At 63.4% G+C, this 23,037-nt stretch carries 19 protein-coding genes; 18 read left to right on the top strand and 1 reads right to left on the bottom strand.

The window, feature by feature from the left end:
* The first annotated feature begins 23 nt into the window (after window positions 1–23).
* The 18 genes from HMI59_RS13360 to dnaE all read left to right on the top strand — a co-directional run bounded on the left by HMI59_RS13360 (window position 24) and on the right by dnaE (window position 22,494).
* Window positions 24–1,820 carry a penicillin-binding protein 2 gene (locus HMI59_RS13360; protein ID WP_193591585.1) on the top strand — a complete coding sequence of 599 codons (1,797 nt, stop codon included), beginning with the start codon at window positions 24–26 and terminating at the stop codon, window positions 1,818–1,820.
* A gap of 102 nt (window positions 1,821–1,922) precedes the next feature.
* The gene (locus HMI59_RS13355) at window positions 1,923–3,560 is read left to right on the top strand and encodes a UDP-N-acetylmuramoyl-L-alanyl-D-glutamate--2,6-diaminopimelate ligase (protein WP_021473370.1); all 1,638 of its coding nucleotides are present in this window, start codon (window positions 1,923–1,925) and stop codon (window positions 3,558–3,560) included.
* A 6-nt stretch (window positions 3,561–3,566) separates the two neighbouring features.
* Complete coding sequence (gene murF, locus HMI59_RS13350) at window positions 3,567–5,057, top strand: UDP-N-acetylmuramoyl-tripeptide--D-alanyl-D-alanine ligase (protein WP_193591584.1); 1,491 nt, start codon at window positions 3,567–3,569, stop codon at window positions 5,055–5,057.
* Complete coding sequence (gene mraY / locus HMI59_RS13345) at window positions 5,054–6,163, top strand: phospho-N-acetylmuramoyl-pentapeptide-transferase (protein ID WP_021473368.1); 1,110 nt, start codon at window positions 5,054–5,056, stop codon at window positions 6,161–6,163. The genes murF and mraY overlap by 4 nt, the downstream gene beginning before the upstream one ends.
* Window positions 6,145–7,716, top strand: coding sequence for a UDP-N-acetylmuramoyl-L-alanine--D-glutamate ligase (gene murD / locus HMI59_RS13340; RefSeq protein ID WP_193591583.1), 1,572 nt, complete (start codon window positions 6,145–6,147; stop codon window positions 7,714–7,716). Before mraY ends, murD begins: the two co-directional genes overlap by 19 nt.
* 2 nt (window positions 7,717–7,718) lie before the next feature.
* A complete protein-coding gene (gene ftsW, locus HMI59_RS13335; RefSeq protein WP_021473366.1) occupies window positions 7,719–9,044 on the top strand; it encodes a putative lipid II flippase FtsW in 1,326 nt (441 codons plus the stop codon).
* Window positions 9,041–10,159, top strand: a complete 1,119-nt coding sequence (murG, locus tag HMI59_RS13330) for an undecaprenyldiphospho-muramoylpentapeptide beta-N-acetylglucosaminyltransferase (RefSeq protein WP_193591582.1) — start codon at window positions 9,041–9,043, stop codon at window positions 10,157–10,159. Before ftsW ends, murG begins: the two co-directional genes overlap by 4 nt.
* A complete protein-coding gene (gene murC / locus HMI59_RS13325; RefSeq protein WP_193591581.1) occupies window positions 10,156–11,544 on the top strand; it encodes a UDP-N-acetylmuramate--L-alanine ligase in 1,389 nt (462 codons plus the stop codon). The genes murG and murC overlap by 4 nt, the downstream gene beginning before the upstream one ends.
* A complete protein-coding gene (locus tag HMI59_RS13320; RefSeq protein WP_193591580.1) occupies window positions 11,537–12,508 on the top strand; it encodes an FtsQ-type POTRA domain-containing protein in 972 nt (323 codons plus the stop codon). Before murC ends, HMI59_RS13320 begins: the two co-directional genes overlap by 8 nt.
* 213 nt (window positions 12,509–12,721) lie before the next feature.
* On the top strand, window positions 12,722–13,942 hold the full coding sequence (gene ftsZ, locus HMI59_RS13315; RefSeq protein ID WP_031216808.1) for a cell division protein FtsZ: 1,221 nt from the start codon (window positions 12,722–12,724) through the stop codon (window positions 13,940–13,942).
* Window positions 13,943–13,967: 25 nt separating this feature from the next.
* Window positions 13,968–14,681 (top strand): polyphenol oxidase family protein, encoded by a 714-nt coding sequence (locus HMI59_RS13310; protein ID WP_193591579.1) that lies wholly within the window; start codon window positions 13,968–13,970, stop codon window positions 14,679–14,681.
* On the top strand, window positions 14,674–15,423 hold the full coding sequence (locus HMI59_RS13305; RefSeq protein WP_227471387.1) for a YggS family pyridoxal phosphate-dependent enzyme: 750 nt from the start codon (window positions 14,674–14,676) through the stop codon (window positions 15,421–15,423). The genes HMI59_RS13310 and HMI59_RS13305 overlap by 8 nt, the downstream gene beginning before the upstream one ends.
* A gap of 85 nt (window positions 15,424–15,508) precedes the next feature.
* Entirely contained in the window at window positions 15,509–16,042 is a 534-nt protein-coding gene (locus HMI59_RS13300) for a cell division protein SepF (RefSeq protein ID WP_021473359.1), read from the top strand.
* 109 nt (window positions 16,043–16,151) lie between these two features.
* Window positions 16,152–16,439: a YggT family protein gene (locus HMI59_RS13295; protein WP_021473358.1), complete on the top strand. Its 288-nt coding sequence runs from the start codon at window positions 16,152–16,154 to the stop codon at window positions 16,437–16,439.
* Window positions 16,440–16,587: 148 nt separating this feature from the next.
* Complete coding sequence (locus HMI59_RS13290; protein ID WP_021473357.1) at window positions 16,588–17,274, top strand: DivIVA domain-containing protein; 687 nt, start codon at window positions 16,588–16,590, stop codon at window positions 17,272–17,274.
* A gap of 96 nt (window positions 17,275–17,370) precedes the next feature.
* Complete coding sequence (gene lspA / locus HMI59_RS13285; RefSeq protein ID WP_021473356.1) at window positions 17,371–17,961, top strand: signal peptidase II; 591 nt, start codon at window positions 17,371–17,373, stop codon at window positions 17,959–17,961.
* Entirely contained in the window at window positions 17,954–18,880 is a 927-nt protein-coding gene (locus HMI59_RS13280) for an RluA family pseudouridine synthase (protein ID WP_193591577.1), read from the top strand. Before lspA ends, HMI59_RS13280 begins: the two co-directional genes overlap by 8 nt.
* A 56-nt stretch (window positions 18,881–18,936) precedes the next feature.
* Window positions 18,937–22,494, top strand: coding sequence for a DNA polymerase III subunit alpha (gene dnaE, locus HMI59_RS13275; RefSeq protein ID WP_062096138.1), 3,558 nt, complete (start codon window positions 18,937–18,939; stop codon window positions 22,492–22,494).
* Between the two features lie 40 nt (window positions 22,495–22,534).
* Here the strand turns inward: dnaE and HMI59_RS13270 are convergent, their stop codons facing one another.
* On the bottom strand, window positions 22,535–22,993 hold the full coding sequence (locus HMI59_RS13270) for a flavin reductase family protein (RefSeq protein WP_193593763.1): 459 nt from the start codon (window positions 22,991–22,993) through the stop codon (window positions 22,535–22,537).
* Window positions 22,994–23,037 lie beyond the last annotated feature (44 nt).

Raw genomic sequence — 23,037 nt, 5'->3', positions numbered from 1 at the left:
AACGCCAGCAGCAAGGAACCAACGTGGCGCATAACTCCGGCAAAACCAAGAAGACGAAAGTGCCGGTGGCCAGGAAGCGCCTCCGGGTTGGTTTGGGGATCATGCTGACCTTGCTGCTGGTGGTAGGCGGCAAGCTGTTCATGGTCCAGGGACTGGACATGGGCGGAATGGCAGAAGCTGCCCTGGCCAGCAGGCTCACGCCCCAGGTGCTCCCGGCCGAGCGCGGCAAGATCGTCGACGCGAACGGAACAGTCCTGGCGAGCAGCGTGATCCGTTACAACATCGTGGTGGATCAGGTCCTCAATACCGCTACCTCCGACTTCAAGCGGTACAACCAGGACACTGAGACCGTTGAGACGATCACCAGGGACCAGGGCATCTCGGAACTGGCTACCCTCCTGGGTTCCGACGTCGCGAAGGTGCGGGACTCACTGACCGGCGACAAGAAGTATGCCGTAGTGGCCAAAGACATCAAGCCGGAGCTCGAAGACCGCATCACCAAGCTTCGGATCCCGGGAGTCTCGGCAGAGGGCGTGAGCAAGCGGGTCTATCCCAACGGCAGCGTTGCCGGGGGAGTTGTTGGCTTCCTGCAGGATGGAACTACGGGCCAAGCCGGAATCGAGCAAACCCAGGACGAGATCCTGCGTGGCACCGAAGGCAAGCGTGTCTTCGAGATCGGCGCCGACGGCCTGCGGATCCCGGTCGCCACCGACGAGCTGACTCCGGCAGTGGACGGCAGCGACGTTAAGCTGACCCTCAACACCGACATCCAGTACTTTGCCCAGCAGGCCATCCAAAGCCAGGTCAACAAGCTCAACGCCGAATGGGGCGTCATTGTGGTGATGGACGCCAAGACCGGCAACCTGATCGCTTTGGCCGATACGAATGCCCCGGACCCCAACGATCCCGGGAAGGTCGATGCCAAAGACCGCGGCGTGCGGGCAGTGACTGCCGCTTACGAGCCCGGTTCGGTGGAGAAGATGATCACGGCGGCAGCGGTCATCGAAGAAGGCAAGTCCAGCCCCCTGGACCATTTCACTATCCCGTCGTCCTACACGATCGATGGCCAGACCTTCACTGATGCTTTCGAGCACGGGACCGAGGAACGCACGCTGGCCGGCATCCTTGGCTGGTCGATGAACACAGGCACCGTTATGGCCGGCAGCAGGTTGAGCAAGGAACAGCGCTATGACTGGCTGAGGAAATTCGGCATCGGCGAAAAGACCGAGGTGGGCCTCCCGGCTGAAGCCACGGGCATCCTCGCAAAACCGGAGCAGTGGGACGACCGCCAGCAGTACACGGTGCTGTTCGGCCAAGGTGTTTCGCAGTCGACGCTGCAGACGGTGCGCGCCTACCAAAGCATCGCCAATGACGGCGTCATGCTCCAGCCGAGGCTCATTGACAGTTACATCGATCCCGACGGCGTTGAACAGAAGGTGCCGGCCAAGGATCCCCGGCAGGTGGTCTCCAAGGACACGGCGCAGCAAGTACGGGATATCCTCGAAAGCGCCGTGACCGAAGGGCAGATCAAGGACGCCGCGATCGACGGCTACCGGGTAGGAGCGAAGACGGGAACATCCCAGGCTCCCCGTGAAGACGGGCTCCCCGGTTTTGACGGCTACACGGCATCGATGGTCGGAATGGCACCCATGGACGATCCCAGGTTCATTGTGGAAGTCGTCCTGCAGCGCCCGAAGGGAAGCATCTACGGCATCACCAACGGCCCCGTGTTCCGGTCCGTGATGTCCCAAGTGCTGCGGACCTATAACGTCCCGCCGTCTACCGGTACACCCGCGCGCTTGCCGCAGTTCGTCAAGTAAGCTTCTTGGGCGCCTGTTTCGGCCCAGGATCAGATCCCGCACACCGACCGGGCGCCGCTGGCCCCCAGCCGGTCGTTCCACTGAGCACCATTGGAGAACCACGTGTCAGAGCACCATCAGGCAGATTCCAGCGCCACGACGCCCGACGACGGGGAGCCCGGGTTCCGGCCCCGGTCGGTAGCGGCAGTGCCGTTGTCGGAGATCGCCGAAGTGCTCGGCGTCACCGTTCCGGAGCAGGATTCGGGCGGGGGAGTGACGGGTATTTCCCTTAATTCCCGGGCTGTTGAGCCAGGGGACCTCTACATGGCGTTGCCGGGTGCCTCGCGCCACGGGGCCGACTTCGTGCCCCAGGCCGTGGAGTCCGGTGCCGTTGCGGTGGTGACGGACGACGCCGGTGCCCGCCAGCTTGCGTTGGCAGGCGAGCAGCCCGTTCCTGTCCTGATTGTCCAGGAGCCGCGTACCGCCGTCGGGCGATTGTCCGCCCTTATCTACCGGAGCCAGCCCGCAGAAGGTGGCCACCCCACCCTTTTTGGTGTCACCGGAACCAACGGAAAGACAACCACCACCTACTTCATCAATTCCTTGTTGCGTGCGCTCGGCAAGACGCCCGGTCTCATCGGGACGATCGAGATCCTTGCCGGCGGCGATCCCATCCCAAGCCTGCTCACGACGCCCGAATCCACCGATGTCCACGGTCTCTTGGCGCTCATGCGCGAAAGGGGCCTGGAGGCGGCGTCGATGGAGGTCTCATCCCACGCCATTTCGTACCATCGCGTTGACGGAGTGATGTTCGACGTCGCGGGGTTCACCAACCTTACGCAGGATCACTTGGATCTCCACGGTGACATGGAAGAGTATTTCCGGACCAAGGCGGAGTTGTTCACGGCAGCCCGTGCCCGGCGGGCCGTGGTGACGGTCGATGACGGGTGGGGCCGCCAACTGGCACGCATGGCGGACATTCCGGTCACCACGCTGTCCACGACCCCTGATGACGTGGAGGCGGACTGGCACGTTGCCTCGGTTGCTTCCCGCGGACTGGGGACGGAATTTGAGCTCGTGCACAAGGACGGCGGGTCGCTGCGCGTGCACACGGGCCTGCCCGGTGATTTCAACGTGTCCAACGCTGCTTTGGCGACTGCCATGGTGGCGGCTTCCGGTGTTGACCTTGAAGTGCTCCAGGCGGCACTTGACCAGCACGATCCCTTCACGGTTTCCGTGCCGGGCCGCATGCAGTTGATCTCCACTGCGCCCGCGGCAGTGGTGGATTTTGCCCATAACCCCGATGCCCTTGCCCGCGCATTGAAGGCTGTCCGCTCAGCCGAAGAGGGTTCACGGGTCATTGTGGTCTTCGGAGCCACCGGGCAGCGGGACCAAGGCAAGCGGCCCACCATGGGAGCGATCGCCGCGCGACTCGCGGACGTAGTCATCATCACTGACGATGACCCCCACGACGAAGACGCAGCCGCCATCCGTGCGGATGTCCTCGCCGGGGCCCGTGCCGCCGTTGAGAAGGAAGGACTGGACAGCGAAATTGTCGAGTCCCACCCCCGTGACGAAGCCATCAGGCTTGCTGTGGAACTGGCCACTTCCAAGGACACCATCCTTGTGGCCGGCCGCGGCCACGAAGTGTGGCAGGAGGTCAAGGGAGTCAATCTGGCACTTGACGACAGGGTGGAACTGCGGGCCGCCTTGACATCCAAGGGATTCAGCGTTTCAACGGACCAGCGGATAGAGTCCTAAACCGAGATGATTGCATTTACTGCGGCTGAAATCGCCGACATTACCCATGGCCGCCTGACCGGCAGCGGGGAGCTCGTGCCCGCCTCCGTCGTCACCGATTCGCGGGAAGCGACCCCCGGCGCGCTGTACGTGGCCAAGCCCGGCGAACACGCCGACGGCCACGACTTTGTTGCCGCTGCCTTCGAACGCGGTGCCGTTTTGGCGCTGACCGAACGCGAAGTCGCCGATGCCGGCGGTACGCCGTTTCCCGCCGTCATCGTTGATGACGCAGTCCTGGCCATGGGCGAACTGGCTGCCGAGGCCGTACGCCGGATCCGGGCCAAGCGTGCCGGGCGGGGTGAAGACTTCACGGTGATCGGGATTACCGGTTCCGCGGGAAAGACCACCACCAAGGACCTCCTGGCGGGCATCTTGTCCCAGGCCGGACCTACGGTCGCGCCGCAGGGCTCCTACAACGGAGAGGTTGGCGTCCCGCTGACGGTCTTTGCCGCAACGGAAGACACCCGCTACCTGGTCATCGAGATGGGCGCGACGGGGATTGGCCACATCAAGTACCTCGCTGACATGGTCAAGCCGGACATCGGCGTTGTCCTGGTGGTCGGGACGGCGCATTCCGGTGAATTCGGCGGCGTCGAGAACATTGCCAAGGCCAAAGGCGAAATGGTGGAGGCGCTCGGCGAAGAGGGTACCGCTGTCATCAACCTCGACGACGGCCGGGTGGCTGCGATGCGCACCAGGACCAGGGCCAAGGTCCTTGGGTTTACGGCCTCCCCGGCAACGAACGAAGAAGTGGAAGCCCGCAACGTGGTGGTGAACGCCCAGGGCCACCCGGACTTTGACCTGGTATTGCCCGACGGCGGGCCCTCCGTTGCCGTCCACAGCAAGCTCATCGGCGGTCACCACGTGACCAACCTGCTTGCGGCAGCCTCAGCGGCTTTCGCAGCAGGCATCCCCGCACCGGACATCGCGGCCTCGCTGAGTTCCCAATCGGCGGCCAGCCGCTGGCGGATGGAACGGACCGAACGGCCGGACGGCGTCACCATCATCAACGACGCCTACAACGCCAATCCCGAGTCGATGCGGGCCGCTTTGCGGACCCTTGCCGACCTCGGACAGGGACGCCGCACGTGGGCCGTGCTCGGTGCCATGCTGGAGCTCGGCGACGATTCAATCCGCGAGCACACGGCCGTGGGCACGCAGGTGGTCCGGCTCAACATCTCACGCCTGCTGGTGGTGGGCCGTGAAGCCCGTGCCATGTACGTATCCGCCATCCAAGAGGGCTCCTGGGGCGACGAGTGCCTATTCGCCGAGACAGTGGAAGAGGCCTATGAAATCCTGCAGAGCGAACTCCGGCCCGGCGACCTCGTCCTCTTCAAGTCCTCCAACGGTGTTGGGCTGCGGCATTTGGGCGATCGGATAGCATTACCCCCACGGGCCGAGCCCACCGGGGAAAGCGCGGCCAATGGCGCCGCAAGCGAAGGGAACGAGCTGCAGTGATTGCACTTTTGATCGGCGCAGGCGTCGCCCTCCTGGTGGCACTCATCGGGACCCCGTTGTTCATCCGGTTCCTGGTGGCCAAGAGCTACGGGCAATTCATCCGCGATGACGGACCCACCTCGCACCACACCAAAAGGGGCACGCCGACCATGGGCGGAACCGTGGTGGTGGCGGCCGTGCTGCTCAGCTACTTCGTGACCCACCTCATTATGTGGCTGATAAACCCGCGGTCGCCCGGGCCATCGGCGTCCGGCCTCCTTTTGTTGTTCCTCATGGTGGGCATGGGCTTTGTAGGCTTCCTCGATGACTACATCAAGATTTCGAACAAACGGAGCCTGGGCCTCAACGCCAAGGCCAAACTGATACTCCAAGCCGCCGTGGGCATCATCTTCGCTGTCCTGGTTCTTCAGTTCCCCAACGAAGACGGACTGCGCCCTGCCTCCACGCAGATATCGCTGGTCCGTGACATCCCTTGGCTGGACCTCGCCTTCGGCGGGACCGTCCTGGGAGCAATCCTCTTTGTGCTGTGGTCCAACCTGATCATCACGGCAGCCACCAACGGCGTGAACCTCACGGACGGGTTGGACGGGCTCGCGGCCGGGGCATCCATCATGGTGTTCGGGGCCTATACGATCATGGGCATCTGGCAGAACAACCAAGCCTGCGGGTCCCCCAGGGAGGCGGGCAGCGGCTGCTACCAAGTGCGCGACCCCATGGACCTGGCGCTCCTCGCCGCGATACTGAGTGCGGCCCTGGTGGGCTTCCTGTGGTGGAACACATCTCCCGCCAAGATCTTCATGGGCGACACCGGTTCCCTGGCCATTGGCGGCGCCGTGGCAGCATTCGCGATCCTCTCCAGGACCGAACTGCTCCTGGCCTTCATCGGCGGCCTGTTCGTCCTCATCACCCTGTCCGTCATCATCCAGGTCGGCTTCTTCAAACTGAGCGGCGGCAAGCGCGTCTTCAAGATGGCGCCGCTGCAGCACCACTTCGAACTCAAGGGCTGGGCCGAAGTGACTGTCGTCGTGCGGTTCTGGATCCTCGCCGGCCTGTTTGTCGCTGCCGGCCTTGGAATTTTCTACGCTGAATGGGTGGTGCTGCTGTGAACGCAAGCCCGGAAACCGTCCCCGATCGTCTTGAGGGGCTCACCAGTTGGGACTCCGACTGGAGCGGGCTCCGCGTCGTGGTCACCGGGATCGGCGTCTCCGGCTTTGCCGCCGCAGACACGCTCATCGAGCTCGGGGCAAAAGTGGTGGTTGTGGATGCATCCACCACAGCCAAGGCACACGCCCAGGCCGACACCCTCAAGATCGTGGGTGCAGTGGATGTCCTCCTTGGGCAGGATGCCGTGAACAGCTTGCCGCTCATCGAAGGCGAAAAGCCCGAACTCGTCGTCACCTCGCCGGGGTGGCGTCCGGACCAGGCCCTGCTCGCGGCCGCCAAACGGAAGCACATCCCCGTGTGGGGCGACGTTGAACTGGCATGGCGTCTAAGAGTGCGCGAAGGCCGTAAGACGGCCGACTGGTTGGCCATCACCGGAACCAACGGCAAGACCACCACTGTGGGTATGACGGAATCCATGCTGCAAGCGGCCGGATTGAAAGCCATCGCCGTGGGCAACGTGGGCACACCCATCCTGGACGCCCTGCGTGACCCGGTGGATTACGACGCCTTCGCGGTGGAACTCTCCAGCTTCCAGCTTCACTGGAGCCATTCATTGTCTCCAGTGGCCAGTGTGTGCCTCAACGTTGCAGAGGACCACGTGGACTGGCATGGCTCCTATGAGTCGTACTTGGCGGACAAGGCCAAGGTGTATGAGAACACGCAGAAGGCGGCAATCTACAACGCCGAGCAAATCGAGACCGAACGCATGGTGGAAAATGCGGACGTCGTCGAAGGCTGCCGCGCGGTCGCCTTCACCACCAACACCCCGGCCATCAGCATGGTGGGGGTCGTGGACGGTTTGCTCGTGGACCGCGCCTTCATCGCCGAACGCAAGGATTCTGCGGCCGAGCTCGCCGCCCTGTCCGACCTCGGCCCGGTAGCGCCCCGGCACATGGTGGCCAATGCCTTGGCGGCCGCTGCCTTGGTCCGCGCCTACGGTGTGGAACCGGCAGCGGTGAGACAGGGCCTGGTCAACTTCCTTCCGGGTGAACACCGGATCCAGTTGGTTGCCAAGCAGAACGACGTGCTCTGGGTCAACGACTCCAAAGCCACCAATCCGCATGCGGCGTCCGCAGCCCTCTCTGCCTTCTCCAACGTCGTGTGGATCGCCGGCGGCCTCTCCAAGGGCGTCAACTATGACGACCTCGTCAAGGAGCATGCCCACCGGCTCAAGGCGGTTGTCCTGATCGGTGCGGACACCGGTGCCCTGGAAGGTTCGCTGCGGCGACACGCGCCCGATGTCCCCGTGATCCTCCAGCCCAAGGGTGAAACTGAGGAAGTGGAGACCGCAGTTGCCTCACCAATTTTCGGTGAGACCATCATGGCCCAGGCCGTAGCTTCGGCCGCCGATGTGGCAGCCCCGGGCGACACCGTCCTCATGGCACCGGCCGCGGCCTCCATGGATCAGTTCTCTTCCTACGCTCACCGTGGCGACGCTTTCATCCAGGCAGTCCGCGAGCTCGTGGAAGGGCAGGCACAGACCACCGAGGAGTAACAATGGTCAGCACGCCCACGCGTAGCCGCGGCAAAGAGCCCGACGCCGGTGACTCCGGTTCCCAGCGGACCAGCGTCCAACGGACCAAGGCCAAGCAGCCGGTCCGGCTTCGCGGACACGTAAGGAAGTTTTGGGAAGCGCTGGAAGGCCGCAGCAAGGCGCCCAACAGTTCCACCTACTACCTCATCCTCGGGTGTGCCATGGCGCTGACAGCCATCGGCGTCATGATGGTGCTGTCGGCCTCGAGCGTCGAAGCGATCTCCGAGGGCAAGTCGCCGTATGCGGACGCCCTCAAGCAGGCAGCCTTCGGCGTCATGGGCCTCATCGCCATGTACGTCATCTCGCGGACAAACGTGAACTGGATGAAACGGCTGTCCTGGTGGGGCTTTGGCATCGTCGTTGTCCTGCTGGTACTGGTGCAGGTCATCGGCAACAGCGTCAACGGCAACCGGAACTGGGTGGACATAGGCGGCATCACCATCCAGCCCTCCGAAATCGCGAAGCTGGCCTTGTGCGTGTGGATCGCTGCCGTGCTCGCGCGGAAGGAAAAGTACCTCACCAGCTGGTGGCATGTGATTATCCCCGTCATCCCGGGAGCGGGCCTCGTCATTGTTTTGGTAATGCTCGGCAACGACCTCGGAACGGTCATTGTGATTGCGGCGATCATGGTGGCTGCATTGTATTTTGCCGGTGTTCCGGCCCGCATGCTGGCCATCGTCGGCCTCATCGGCGCCGCCGGGGCAACAGCGGGTACCCTCAGCAGTGCCAACCGGATTTGCCGGATCACGTCGTGGCTCGGTAATCCTTCGGCCACCTGCACCGAACAGTTCGACTTCGACTTCCAATCAACCAACGGCATGTACGGCCTGGCGCAGGGGAGTTGGACAGGTTTGGGGCTCGGGCAAAGCCGGCAGAAATACAACTGGCTGCCGGAAGCACACAATGACTTCATCTTCGCCATCATCGGCGAGGAGCTGGGCTTGGTTGGCACCCTCGTGGTGTTGGTCCTGTTCGCAATCCTCGGTATTGCCATTTTCCGGGTTGTGGTCCGCCAAACGGATCCGTTCCAGCGCACGCTGGCCGGCGGCATCATGGTGTGGTTGCTCGGCCAGGCCAGCATGAATATGGGTGTTGTCACCCAGCTTCTGCCCGTGATCGGCGTCCCGCTGCCCTTCATCTCCTATGGCGGTTCAGCCCTGGTGATGTCACTGTGCGGCGTCGGCGTAGTGTTGTCTCTGGCCCGGGGACAACTGCCCCCGCAGCAACGCCCCGGATTCATTCCCGGTCGATCTCCCAAAGCCGCACGAAAGCGTACCCGCACTTCATGACTGCAGATTCACACCAAGCCATCACGCCGTTGTCAGTTGTCCTGGCAGGCGGCGGTACGGCAGGCCATATCAGCCCGCTGCTCGCGATCGCCGACGCGATCCGCTCACAGCGTCCCGACGCCGCCATCCTGGCCGTCGGCACGCCGTCGGGCATGGAAACCAGGCTGATACCGGCGGCCGGCTATGAACTGGCCACCATCGACCGGGTGCCTTTCCCGCGACGTCCCTCCATGGACTTGGCCCGGTTGCCCGGGCGGCTCTCGGCAGCCGTCAAACAGGCCGGGCGTATCCTCGATGATGCCGCAGCAGATGTGCTGGTAGGCGTGGGCGGGTACGTCTGCACGCCCATGTACCTCGCCGCCCGCAAGCGCCGGATCCCCATCGTGATCCATGAGGCAAACCTTAAAGCCGGGCTGGCCAACCGTGTGGGCGCCCGGTTCAGTAGGCACGTCGCCGTCGCCTTCGAGGGAACCAGGTTACCCGGTGCCCGCCACGTTGGCATGCCCATGCGCAAAGCCATTTCCGGCCTGGACCGGACGGCCGCGGCGCACGCCGCCAAGACTGCCCTTGGCCTGGACCCGGACCGCCCTGCGTTGATTGTGACCGGGGGATCCTCCGGCGCTGCCAGCATCAACCGCTCCGTTGCCGCGGTACTGCCTGCCCTCGCCGCTGCGGGGATCCAGACGCTGCACATCACCGGCGTGGGCAAGGCTGTCATGGATGACGACGGCGGGCTCCTCGCCGGAGACGGCTACCGCCAGGTGGAGTACGTCGACGGCATGGAGACTGTCTATGCCGCCGCCGACGTGCTCCTCGCCCGGGCCGGAGCTGCCACGGTCAGCGAGATTGCAGCAGTAGGCGTGCCCGCGGTGTTCGTTCCCTTGCCGATCGGCAACGGGGAGCAGGCTTTGAACGCCGCAGCCTTGGTCAAGGCTGGGGGTGCGTTGCTCGTTGCGGACAAGGACCTGACTCCGCAGTGGCTGGAGAGCGAGCTCATTCCGCTCCTGTCCGACCAGCAGCGCCTCAACGCCATGGCACGGGCAGCTGAAAGCCTTGGTATCCGAAACGCCGATCAGCGGATGGCTGATCTTGTCCTGGAAGCGGTATCCGCATGACCCACACTCCTGTGTCCCTCGAATCGCCCGGGTCCCTTCAGTCCTTGGGCCGCGTGCATTTCATCGGCATTGGCGGCGTTGGCATGTCAGCCGTCGCCCGCATCATGGTCTCGCGGGGTGTCCCTGTCAGCGGAAGCGATGCCAAGGACCTCCCGGTGATGCATGACCTTGCCAAGGCAGGGGCTGGAATCAGTGTCGGATATGACGCCTCGAACCTGGGGGACGCCCAGACCATCGTCGCGGGATCGGCCATCAGGGAGGACAATCCAGAGCTCGCCGCCGCGCGTGCACAAGGCCTTCCCGTACTGCACCGTTCCCAGGCTTTGGCTGCGACCATGGCCGGTCACCGGGTGGTCACCGTGGCAGGCACCCACGGCAAGTCGACCACCACCTCCATGGTTGCCGTGCTGCTCAAGGAGGCGGGCTTTGATCCCACGTTCGCCATTGGGGCGAACGTCCCTGCGCTCGGTGTGAATGCAGCGCACGGGTCCTCGGACATCTTCGTGGCGGAAGCTGATGAGTCCGATGGGTCGTTCCTGAACTACCGTCCGTTGATCGCGGTGGTGACCAACGTCGAGGCCGACCACCTGGACCATTACGGGACGGCCGAAGCCGTTTTTGCCTCCTTCGACAGTTTTGCCGCGCTCCTCCCCGCGGACGGCGTCCTTTTGGCGTGTGCCGACGACGCCGGTGCGCGCGCGCTTGCCGGGCGCACCGCCGCGAAGGGAACCACGAGGGTGCTGACGTATGGAACAGCCGACGACGCCGACATCCGGCTCTCCGACGACGGTCCCGGACGCGTTTCGGTCACCGTGGACGGGGCCAATCATGGCCTGGACCTGCAGGTGCCGGGCCGGCACAACGCGTTGAACGCGGCCGCTGCCTTCGGCGTGGCTCTTGAACTGGGCGTTGATCCGGAGGTGGCCGCTGCAGCCCTGGGCCATTTCACCGGCGCCTCCCGGCGTTTCGAACTCAAGGGCCAGGCCAGGGGAGTGCGGGTCTATGACGATTACGCCCACCATCCCACGGAGGTCAGGGCTGCGCTCTCAGCGGCCAGGTCCGTGGCAGGGCAGAACAAAGTCCATGTCCTGTTCCAGCCGCACCTTTTCTCCAGGACGCGCGAATTCGCAGCTGAGTTTGCCGAGGCACTCGATCTTGCGGACACCGCCCTGGTCCTGGATATCTACCCGGCGCGGGAGGATCCCATCCCCGGGGTTACCAGCGCCCTGATCGCTGACAAGCTCTCCAAGGGGCGCCTGGTGAGCCAGGAGGAAGCAGTGACCGCAGTTGCCGGTGTTGCCGGGGAGGGCGACGTTGTCCTGACTGTAGGGGCCGGAGATGTCACCGCTTACGGGCCGTTGATCGTGGAGCAGCTGGATGGCTAGCACCCGGAAGCCGACCTTCAAGCCTGCGAATGACACTGCGAAGGGCGCCGCGCGGCCTTCAACCGACCCGGACCCGCGGAGCAATGCGGCACCGGGCGATGTCATCAGCGCAGAGCGGATTGTGGAACCCGGGCAAGTTCCTGGCAGGAAAGGGGCCGGTTCCAAGCTTGCTGCTGCTAAGGCAGCAGCAGCCAGGAAGCCCAAAACGGGGCGACCCCCGGCCGGGCAGTCCGCTCCCGACGACAACGTCATTGCTTTTCCGGAGCCGAAGCGTCACAGGACCCGCCGCTACATCCTTTGGACGGCGGCGGTGACCGCTGCCGTGGTGGCGGCCATCATTGCGGGCGCCGTTTTTTCGCCCGCCCTTGCGGTACGGGCCATCACCGTTGACGGGACCAAGCTGCTCACCGTGGATGCGGTGCAGGAGGCCTTGGCGCCTATGGAGGGCAAGCCGCTTCCCCAAGTGACGGAGCAGGACGTCAATGACCTGCTCAAGCCCCTTGTGCAGGTGCGGTCGGCCACCATCGAGGCCCGTCCGCCGTCGGAACTCCTGGTCCACGTGGAGGAGCGCGTGCCGGTAGCGCTGCTTAAGCAGGGCGATTCTTTTGTCATGGTGGACGTCGATGGTGTGCAGCTCGGAGCCACCGCGGATCAGTCGGCGGTGGCTCTGCCGCTCATTGATGCGGGAGCCGGCGCGGGCAACACGCAGCTCTTCAAGGCCGTCGCCGCCGTGCTGGACACATTGCCGGCTGATGTCCTGGCAAGAATGTCCGCTGCCTCGGCTGCTTCGCCGGACGCGGTGGAGCTAAAATTGGTGGACGGAAAGACGGTAGTGTGGGGCAATGCCGAGGACCGGGAACTGAAGGCGAAAGCACTTGAGGCGTTGCTGAAAATGCCCGCTGATCCGAAGGTTCCCGTGAACGTCTACGACGTGAGCGTTCCACGGCATCCATTCACCAAATAGCTGTTTCATAAGTAACCTGCCGCTGACGGGGCCGCGGTTGAAACTCATTCAGGCGACACGCGCAAGCGGTCATTGCATGAGGGAACCAGAGGAAATACCGTCGCAGTAGAGTTACTTGACATAACTATAACCTTCAACTAGAGGGTTAAGGTCCAAGGATTCAAGTTGGACTCGATCGGTTTCGCAATAGGACACAAGCAAGGGGCACGAAACGTGGCAGCACCGCAGAATTACTTGGCCGTCATCAAGGTCGTCGGCATCGGCGGCGGTGGCGTGAACGCAGTCAACCGGATGATTGAAGTCGGCCTCCGCGGAGTCGAGTTCATTGCCATCAACACTGACGCGCAGGCGCTGCTCATGAGCGATGCCGACGTCAAGCTCGACGTCGGACGTGAGCTCACCAGGGGACTCGGCGCCGGCGCCAACCCCGAGGTCGGCAAGCAGGCCGCCGAAGACCATGCCGATGAGATCGAGGAAGTGCTCCGCGGCGCCGACATGGTGTTTGTCACCGCCGGTGAGGGTGGTGGTACCGGTACAGGCGGTGCGCCCGTCGTTGCACGCATCGCCCGCTCGCTTGGCGCCCTGACCATCGGTGTCGTCACCCGCCCCTTCACGTTCGAAGGCCGTCGCCGTGCAGGTTCGGCTGAAGCCGGAATCGACGCCCTGCGCGACGAAGTCGACACCCTGATCGTCATTCCCAACGACCGGCTGCTGTCCATCAGCGATCGCAACGTCTCTGTCCTTGACGCCTTCCGTTCCGCTGACCAGGTGCTTCTCTCCGGTGTCCAGGGAATCACCGACCTGATTACCACCCCCGGCTTGATCAACCTCGACTTCGCCGACGTCAAGTCGGTCATGCAGGGTGCGGGCTCGGCCCTGATGGGCATCGGTTCCGCCCGTGGCGAAGACCGCGCCGTCAAAGCCGCAGAGCTCGCCATTGCGTCGCCGCTGCTGGAGGCATCCATCGATGGTGCACACGGCGTCCTCCTGTCCATCCAGGGCGGTTCGGACCTCGGCCTGTTCGAGATCAACGAGGCCGCCCGCCTGGTCCAGGAAGTCGCGCACCCCGAGGCCAACATCATCTTCGGTGCCGTGATCGATGACGCCCTGGGCGACGAAGCCCGCGTCACGGTGATCGCTGCCGGCTTCGACGACGTCAAGGCCACCTCGCCGTCCATGGACCAGTCGCGTCCGGCCCAGAATCCGGTCCCGGCCGAGCGTCCCGCGGCACCCGCATCCGCCCCTGCCAGCGCACCTGCACCGCAGCACGCCACGGCAGGAATCGGTGCAGCCGGGCTGAGCAACTGGGGCCAGCAGCGTCCCGCTGCCCTGCCGGCCGATTCGGGTTTCGACGTTGACCTGCCGGCCGTCGTGGAACCGGACCTTTCGGGTAACCGTTCGGACGACCTCGACGTTCCTGATTTCCTGAAGTAAGCCGAGGCGGAGGACCCAGTAGCCGGTGTTTTCATGGCGCAGTGAAGTGCGGCCAGGCATCTCCGTAGCGTTCACTGATATGCGCGCCGGTAATCTGGCGCTGCATGTCGGGGACGACCCCCGGCAGGTGGATGAACGGCGCCGAGGCGTCGAATCCACCGTTGGTTTGTGGGATGCCCGGTTCCAGTACATGAATCAGGTGCATGGCAAGGACGTTGCCGTCATCTCCCGTTACGGGCCCGGGCCGACGGCGGATGCCATGGTCTCGACCTCGACCTCGGGCGCGGGATCGGCGCAGCCCCTCGCTGTCATGGTGGCCGACTGCGTTCCCATTGTCCTGGTTGGCGACACCGCGGCAGGGCAGCCCGTTCTTGCGGTGGCGCATGCCGGACGTCCCGGTGTGGCGTCGGGAGTCGTTCCCGCAACGGTGGCTGGGATGCGCAGGCTCGGGGCGCTCACCATCAGCGCGTGGCTTGGCCCGTCGATCTGCGGGCGCTGCTATGAGGTGCCCGCCGAGATGCGGGCGGGCGTTGCCGCCGTCGTGCCGGCCACGGCATCGGAGACCTCGTGGGGGAGCCCGGCGCTGGATCTTCCAGCCGGCGTCCGCTCGCAACTCGCGGATGGCGGTGTGCAGGTGGAGTATTCGGGCGGATGCACGCTGGAGGACGAGGGACTGTTTTCCTACCGGCGCGATCCGGGGACCGGTCGATTCGCAGGATTGGTGTGGACCCTTGACTAACCAGGAGCACGGCGTTCCGGCGGACCCTGCGGACCCCCGTTCCGCCCAGCTCGCGGCCCGCTTGGCGGAAGTGGACCGGCGCATAGCCGACGCAACCACGGCTGCGGGTCGTTCAAGCAAGCCGAACTTGATCGTTGTCACCAAGTTCCACCCTGCGGCAGATGTCGTCAGGCTGGCTGCCCTCGGTGTGCGGGACGTCGGCGAGAACCGCGACCAAGAGGCTGCCGCGAAGGCGGCCGAGGTTGGCGATCCGCGGGTCCGCTGGCACTTCATCGGGCAGCTCCAGAGCAATAAGGCAAAGTCCGTGGTCAAGTACGCATCGTCGGTGCAGTCGGTTGACCGGACCCAGTTGGTGGATGCCCTTGGCAAAGCCGTGGCCCGCCACATGGATACCTCCGCGCGTGCGGAGCTTGACTGCTTCATTCAGGTGAGCCTGGAAGACGACGCCGGTGACCACCGTGGCGGAGCCCGCCCGGCCGATGTGATGAGCCTTGCGGACCGGATCGAGGGGCAGGCCGGCTTGCGGCTGGCCGGCCTCATGGCGGTTGCTCCACTGGGCGGCGACCCCGGGTCGGCCTTCGAAAAACTGGCAGGGATCTCGGAGGAACTCAGGTTGGTGCACCCCGGAGCAAGCGCGATTTCCGCAGGAATGAGCCAGGACCTTGAAGCAGCGATTAAGTTCGGGGCGACACACCTGAGAATCGGCTCCGATATTCTCGGTTCACGTCCGGCCGTGGGGTAGCGTCAAAGTATTGGAATGACGGGCCGGGGTTCCAACACGTCAGGTCATGGCGGCCCGCCTACTGCAGAAACGATAGGAGTGCACCATGGCTGGCGCTCTGCGCAAGACAATGATCTATCTTGGGCTCGCCGACGGCGATGAACACTACGAATCTGAGCAGGCTGTCGCGCCCCACGAAGAAGAACGCCCCCAGTCGCAGGAACGGGAAGAGCGGCGCGCTCCTGCACCCGTCCGGGAAGTTGTCCGTGAAATGCCCACTGTTGACGCCGAAGAGGAATACCGCGCACCCGTGACCCCCATCAAGCGTGCGGCCTCGAGCCGCGAAGACGCCTCTGGCCTGAGGCAAATTACCACCGTCCACCCACGGTCCTACAATGACGCCAAGCTCATCGGCGAAAGTTTCCGGGACGGTATTCCGGTCATCATGAACGTCACGGATATGGGCGAAGCTGATGCCAAACGCCTCGTGGACTTTTCTGCCGGGCTGGTCTTCGGCCTCCACGGCAGCATTGAGCGCGTGACCAACAAGGTCTTCCTGCTGTCGCCGTCGTACGTAGAGGTCATCGGGGACGACAAAAAAGCCAGCGAATCGCAGGCCAGCTTCTTCAACCAGAGCTGAGCACTTCCCTTTTTTGCGGATGCCAGGCGGGCCGACCCGCCTGGCATCTGTGTTGCAATAGTAGGGACCGATCGGTATTCCGAAACAAGTGGGAGATCTGAGCTAACTCGTGGGCATTGTTTTCGGCCTTATTTATATAGTGTTGTTGCTGTTCTTCGTGGCTCTGATCATCAGGTTGGTCTACGAATGGGTGCAGATGTTCGCCCGCCAGTGGCGGCCCCGGGGTGTGGCGTTGGTAACAGCCCACGTGGTGTACTCGCTTACCGATCCGCCCCTCAAGGCTTTGCGGAGGCTGATCCCGCCTCTGCGGCTGGGCGGCATTTCGCTGGATTTGGGTTTCATAATCCTTTTCATCGCTGTCTACATAGGCATGTCGGTGACTGGCGGCTTGGCATAGCTTCCTGCGGTGCTGCTCCGGATGGGCAGCCGCAAATTCTCCAAATCAACACGATGGTGTTGAATTAGAGGAACCAGACGATATTTAGGTACCGTAGTTTTGGACGGCCGGAAGGCCTACTGACTAACTAGACCAACGAGGTGACCAGATGGCTTTGACGCCAGAAGACGTTGTCAACAAGCGCTTTCAGCCGACCAAGTTCCGCGAAGGCTACGACCAGGACGAGGTGGATGACTTCCTCGACGAGATCGTGGTGGAACTGCGCCGTCTGAACCAGGAGAATGACGAACTTCGCAAGAAGCTCGGCGAGGCCGGTTCCGCCGTGCCTGCGGCAACTGCTGCTGCTCCTGTGGTCGAAAAGGTCCCCGCGCCGGTCAAGGTGGACAAGGAAGCTGAAGCCAAGGCAGAAGCCGAGGCCAAGGCTGCTGAAGCTGCCAAGAAGAAGGAAGCCGAGCAGGCAGCTGCCGCGAAGGCGCCTGCTGCAAGCAACACGTTGCCGCCGTCCGCCGAGTCCGCGGCAGGCCTGCTGGCCATGGCCCAGCAGATGCACGACAAGCACGTTGCTGACGGTGCACAGCAGAAGGAAAAGATCATCGCGGAAGCGCAGATCGAGGCCTCCAGCCTGGTCAACGACGCGCAGGAGAAGTCCCGCAAGATCCTCGGGGCCCTCGAGCAGCAGCGCTCCGTCCTCGAGCGCAAGGTGGAGCAGCTCCGCGGCTTCGAGCGTGACTACCGTTCACGCCTCAAGGCGTACATCGAAGGCCAGCTCCGCGACCTCGACGCCCGCGGTTCCGTTGCCGCTCCTGAGGTTGGCGAAGCAACAGCTGACGTTTAGCAAGTATTCTGAAAGCCGGTGGCTGAGGACTCCTCGGCCGCCGGCTTTTGCTGTTAAAGCCCTCCCGCTCCATCACGGTTCACGAATGAAAGCCTTATGACCGACGACCTCACCGACGGCGCATCGCAGCCGGCCCGCACTGCCCAACGCAAGTGGCGTCCCGCCATGATCTGGCTCTTCGCGGGTTTCGCGGTATTTGCCTACGTCTTCGACCAACTGACCAAACTCTGGGTGACCAGCACCATGGTTGAGGGTGAAAGGATTCCGGTCCTCCCTCCGTTGCTGCACTGGTACTACATCCGCAACTCCGGCGCGGCTTTTTCCATTGGCGAGAATGTGACCTGGATTTTCACCATCGTCATGGCCGCCGTATCGGTGGCGATCTTGTTCCAACTGCGGAAACTTGGCTCAGCGTGGTGGGCGTTGTCCCTGGGCCTGTTGCTCGGCGGTGCCCTGGGCAACCTGACGGACAGGTTGTTCCGTGAACCGTCGTTTGCCATGGGACACGTGGTGGATTTCATTCAGCTGCCGAACTTCGCCATCTTCAATATTGCCGATTCCGCAGTGGTGTCGGGGGTCGTCATCATCTGCCTGCTGACGTTGCGGGGCATCGGCATGGACGGGAAGCGCCACGTCCCCGCTTCGAAGCACCCCAAGGAGTCAACAGAGGGGCAGCCCGGTGAGTGAGTCCGTTGTAGTCCCCGACGATTTGGCGGGTGCGCGGGCCGACGCCGGACTTGCCAAGCTGCTGGATATCTCCAGGTCCGCCGCGGCCCTGCTGCTCGCCGAGGGAAATGTGACCAGCAGCGGAGCGGTACTGGGCAAATCAGCGAAACTCGTGGCGGGCGCCGTTTTGAGCGTGACGGTTCCGGAGCGCCCGGACCCCTTGGAAGTGGTGGAGGAAGTTGTGGAAGGCCTGAAGATCCTGTTGGATGACGAGGACTTCGTCGTCATCGACAAGCCGGTCGGCGTGGCTGCACACCCTTCGCCGGGTTGGGTGGGTCCTACGGTTGTGGGCGGCCTTGCGGGCGCCGGGTACCGTATCTCGACCTCCGGCGCGCCTGAACGTGCCGGCATAGTCCACAGGCTCGACGTCGGAACCTCCGGAGTGATGGTGGTGGCGAAGACGGAGCATGCCTACACGGTTTTGAAGAAGGCCTTCAAGGAGCGCACGGTGGACAAGGTCTACCATGCCGTGGTCCAAGGCCTTCCGGATCCCCTGGAGGGAACCATCGACGCCCCGATCGGACGCCACCCCGGCCATGACTGGCGGTTCGCCGTGATCGAAGACGGCCGCCCTTCGGTGACCCATTACGAAGTCCTTGAGGCGTTTGGCAAAGCAACGCTGGTGGAGGTCCACCTGGAGACAGGGCGCACCCATCAGATCCGTGTGCACTTCTCGGCATTGCGCCACCCGTGTGCTGGAGATCTCACCTACGGCGCGGACCCCCGCCTGGCAGCGGACCTTGGGTTGACCCGGCAGTGGCTGCACGCCCGTCAGCTCGGGTTCAACCACCCGCGCACAGGGGAGTGGGTAGAGGTCACCAGCGAATACCCGGCAGACCTGCAGTACGCCCTTGACTTGCTGGCCAGTGGAGAAGCGTAGTCGTTGACGCGGCCTGCCGTCCGGGTTCTGTCCGACCCGGACGGTAGACTATCGGGGTGAGTTCCAGCAATGATTCGTTCGTCCATCTGCACACCCACACCGAGTACTCCATGCTGGATGGAGCTGCGCGCCTCGGCGAGCTCTTCGATGAGACAGAGCGCCTGGGCATGCCTGCACTGGCCACGACGGACCACGGTTATCTCTTCGGCGCCTTCGACTTCTGGCGGAAAGCCACGGACAAGGGCATCAAACCCATCATCGGCGTTGAAGCCTATGTGACTCCCGGAACCGCCCGCGGTGACAAGGAACGCGTACGTTGGGGTGACGAGAGCCAACGCAAGGATGACGTCTCCGGCGGTGGTTCGTACACGCACATGACGTTGTTGAGCTACAACAACGTGGGCATGCGCAACCTGTTCCGGGCCTCCTCCATCGCCTCGCTGGATTCGGTCTTCGGCAAATGGCCCCGCCTCGACCGGGAGTTGCTCAACACCTACTCGGAGGGTTTGATCGCCACCACAGGGTGCCCCTCCGGCGAAGTCCAGACCCGTTTGCGGCTGGGCCAGTACAGGGAGGCCCTGGAAGCAGCTGCCGAATTCCGCGATATCTTTGGCGCCGAGAACTATTTCTGCGAGCTCATGGACCACGGGCTGGATATCGAACGCCGCGTTACCGGCGACCTCCTGCGCCTGGCCAAGGAACTGAACCTCCCGCTCGTGGCGACCAACGACCTCCACTACACGCACGAGCACGACGCCAAGGCCCACGAAGCACTCCTGGCGATCCAGTCCGGCTCCACGCTCCTGGAACCCACGTATGACAACGGCGGCTCGCGGTTCGCTTTTTCCGGCAGCGGCTACTACCTCAAGTCTCCCCAGGAGATGCGCGAACTCTTCCGCGACCATCCCGAGGCCTGCGATAACACACTCCTCATCGCTGAGCGTTGCGAGGTTTCGTTCAACACCAACGCGAACTACATGCCGCGGTTCCCCTGCCCGCCGGGCGAGGACGAGACGTCCTGGCTGGTCAAGGAAGTGGACAAAGGACTGGCCTACCGCTACCCCCAAGGCGTGCCGGACAAGGTCCGGAAGCAGGCGGATTACGAGCTCGAGGTCATTACCTCCATGGGCTTCCCGGGCTACTTCCTGGTGGTGGCCGACTTCATCAACTGGGCCAAGAACAACGGCATCCGGGTCGGCCCGGGCCGTGGTTCCGGCGCAGGCTCCATGGTGGCCTATGCCATGCGTATCACCGACCTCGATCCGCTGCAGCATGGCTTGATCTTTGAACGGTTCCTGAACCCGGACCGTGTCTCCATGCCCGACTTTGACGTCGACTTTGACGATCGCCGCCGCTCCGAAGTCATCGATTACGTCACCCGGAAGTACGGGGATGAGCGTGTAGCGATGATCGTTACTTACGGCACCATCAAGACCAAGCAGGCGTTGAAGGACTCCTCGCGCGTCCTTGGCTACCCGTTCAGTATGGGTGAACAGCTGACCAAGGCACTTCCGCCGGCCGTCATGGCCAAGGACATCCCGCTGGCCGACATCCAGAACCCCGAGGCCAAGCGCTACAGCGAGGCCGGCGATTTCCGCCAGCTCATTGCCACCGACCCCGAAGCCGCCAAGGTTTTCGAAACTGCACTGGGCATCGAAGGCCTGAAGAGGCAGTGGGGCGTCCACGCCGCGGGCGTCATCATGTCCTCGGACCCGATCATCGATGTCATCCCGATCATGCGCCGTTTCCAGGACGGCCAGGTCATCACGCAGTTCGACTATCCCACGTCCGAAGGCCTCGGCCTGATCAAGATGGACTTCCTGGGCCTGCGGAACCTGACGATCATTTCCGATGCCCTCGAGAACATCAAGATGAACCGGGGCGTCGACCTCGACCTTGAAAACCTGGCACTGGATGACGCGGCTTCCTATGAGCTGCTGGCGCGGGGCGACACCCTGGGTGTTTTCCAGCTCGACGGCGGACCCATGCGGTCGCTGCTCAAGCTCATGAAGCCTGACAACTTCGAAGACATTTCCGCCGTCCTGGCGCTGTACCGTCCCGGTCCGATGGGTGCGAACGCCCACACGGACTACGCCCTGCGCAAAAACGGGATTCAGGAAGTTATTCCGATCCACCCTGAACTTGCCGAGCCGCTGGAAGATATCCTCGGTGGAACCTTCGGCCTGATTGTGTATCAGGAACAGGTGATGGCCGTGGCGCAGAAACTTGCGGGATACTCGTTGGGCCAAGCCGACATCCTGCGCCGCGCCATGGGTAAGAAGAAGAAGTCGGAACTGGACAAGCAGTTCGCAGGCTTCTCCCAGGGCATGCAGGACAACGGGTACTCCATGGACGCGGTCAAGACGCTGTGGGACATCCTGCTGCCGTTTTCCGACTACGCCTTCAACAAGGCCCACTCAGCCGCGTACGGCGTCATTTCCTATTGGACTGCCTACCTCAAGGCCCACTACGCCCCCGAGTACATGGCTGCCCTCCTCACGTCGGTGGGTGATGACAAGGACAAATCAGCCATCTACCTCAATGAGTGCCGGCGCATGGGCATCACCGTGCTGCCGCCGGACGTCAACGAGTCGTCGCTGAACTTCACCCCTGTGGGGAATGACATCCGCTTCGGCATGGGCGCCATCCGCAACGTCGGCGTGAACGTCGTCGAGGCGATGGTTTCCGCCCGTGCAACGGAAGGGGCCTACACCTCCTTCAAGGACTTCCTCATGAAGGTTCCGGCCATCGTGTGCAACAAGCGCACGATTGAGTCGCTGATCAAGGCCGGCGCGTTCGACTCGCTCGGCCACCATCGCCGGGCCTTGGCGATGATCCACGAAGAAGCCATCGACTCCGTCATTACCTTGAAGCGCAATGAAGCGATCGGCCAGTTCGATCTTTTCGCCGGGTTCGAGGACCAGGAGCCGGAAGCGTCGCTGACCACTGAAATTCCCGACCTTCCGGAATGGGAAAAGAAGGACAAGCTCTCCTTCGAGAGGGACATGCTGGGGCTCTATGTCTCAGACCATCCACTGCAGGGCCTCGAAGGGGTACTCAGCCAGCACGCAGAACAGTCCATCACGTCGATCATCGCCGAGGACGGACCACACGACGGTGCGATCGTCACTATCGCGGGCATGATCACCTCCTTGAGCCGCCGTATCGCCAAAGCGAGCGGCAACGCCTACGCCCGCGCCGAGATCGAGGACCTTGGCGGTTCAATGGAAGTCATGTTCTTCGGACAGGTCTATGGTCCGATCGCATCGGTACTGGCCGAGGACTTGATCGTTGTGGTCAAGGGCAGGCTGCAGCGCCGCGATGACGGAGCGGTGACGCTCAATTGCATGGAACTGTCTGTCCCGGACCTCAGTGAGAGCGTCAATGGTCCAGTGGTGATCACGATTCCCACGTTCAAGGCAACCGAGGCGGTGGTGACGGACCTGCGCGACGTCCTGCGCACGCACCGCGGCAATTCCGAGGTGCGGCTCAAACTGATGGGTGACACCAAAGTGGAAGTCATGGGCTTACCGGTGCATATGAGGGTGAACCCCAGCCCGTCGTTGTTCGGGGATCTCAAGGTGTTGCTGGGACCGGCCTGCCTGGACAATTGAGTCCTGCAGCGCCGGACCAGCGCTAAAGCCCAGTCCAGCGCTAAATCTCGTAGTCCAGTGGCGCGGGCTTGCTGTAACTGCCGCTGTGGTAGAGCAGGGGAGTGCCGCCGTCGCCTACCTGGCCGTCGACCACTTCCACCACTACTACTGCGTTGTTCTCGAAGGACAGCCGCATCTGGATCTTTCCGACGAGCCAGCCTGTGACGTCCTTCAGAATGGGAACCTCGTAGGGGCCGGGTTCCCAGTGGTCGCCCTCGAAACGGTCACGGGTTCGGGCAAAGCGATCGGCGAGGGCTTGGTTCTCGAGGCCCAGCATGTGGACCCCGATGTAGCTGGCGTTTGCCACCGCGGGCCAAGAGCTGGAGCTTCGGGCCATATTGAAAGTGAACCGCGGAGGCTCAGCTGACAGAGAGGCCACCGACGTCGCGGTGAAGCCGAACGGCTTTCCGTTCAAGTTGGCGGTGATGATCGCCACCCCGGCCGCATGGCGCCGGAACATTTCCCTGAAGGTCTGCTCGAAGCCGGGTACTGCATTTGCCACGG

Source organism: Paenarthrobacter sp. YJN-5 (assembly GCF_015040095.1).
Taxonomy (GTDB): Bacteria; Actinomycetota; Actinomycetes; order Actinomycetales; family Micrococcaceae; genus Arthrobacter; species Arthrobacter ureafaciens.
This window is presented reverse-complemented; position numbering and strand designations above follow the sequence as displayed.

Bases quoted from the DNA above. Each gene is read 5' to 3' on its own strand.
- murF (WP_193591584.1), top strand. From the start codon at position 3,567: ATGATTGCATTTACTGCGGCTGAAATCGCCGACATTACCCATGGCCGC.
- HMI59_RS13290 (WP_021473357.1), top strand. From the start codon at position 16,588: ATGGCTTTGACGCCAGAAGACGTTGTCAACAAGCGCTTTCAGCCGACC.
- HMI59_RS13270 (WP_193593763.1), bottom strand. From the start codon at position 22,993: ATGTTCCGGCGCCATGCGGCCGGGGTGGCGATCATCACCGCCAACTTG.
- murG (WP_193591582.1), top strand. From the start codon at position 9,041: ATGACTGCAGATTCACACCAAGCCATCACGCCGTTGTCAGTTGTCCTG.
- murD (WP_193591583.1), top strand. From the start codon at position 6,145: ATGGGTGGTGCTGCTGTGAACGCAAGCCCGGAAACCGTCCCCGATCGT.
- HMI59_RS13300 (WP_021473359.1), top strand. From the start codon at position 15,509: ATGGCTGGCGCTCTGCGCAAGACAATGATCTATCTTGGGCTCGCCGAC.
- HMI59_RS13320 (WP_193591580.1), top strand. From the start codon at position 11,537: ATGGCTAGCACCCGGAAGCCGACCTTCAAGCCTGCGAATGACACTGCG.
- murC (WP_193591581.1), top strand. From the start codon at position 10,156: ATGACCCACACTCCTGTGTCCCTCGAATCGCCCGGGTCCCTTCAGTCC.
- ftsW (WP_021473366.1), top strand. From the start codon at position 7,719: ATGGTCAGCACGCCCACGCGTAGCCGCGGCAAAGAGCCCGACGCCGGT.
- lspA (WP_021473356.1), top strand. From the start codon at position 17,371: ATGACCGACGACCTCACCGACGGCGCATCGCAGCCGGCCCGCACTGCC.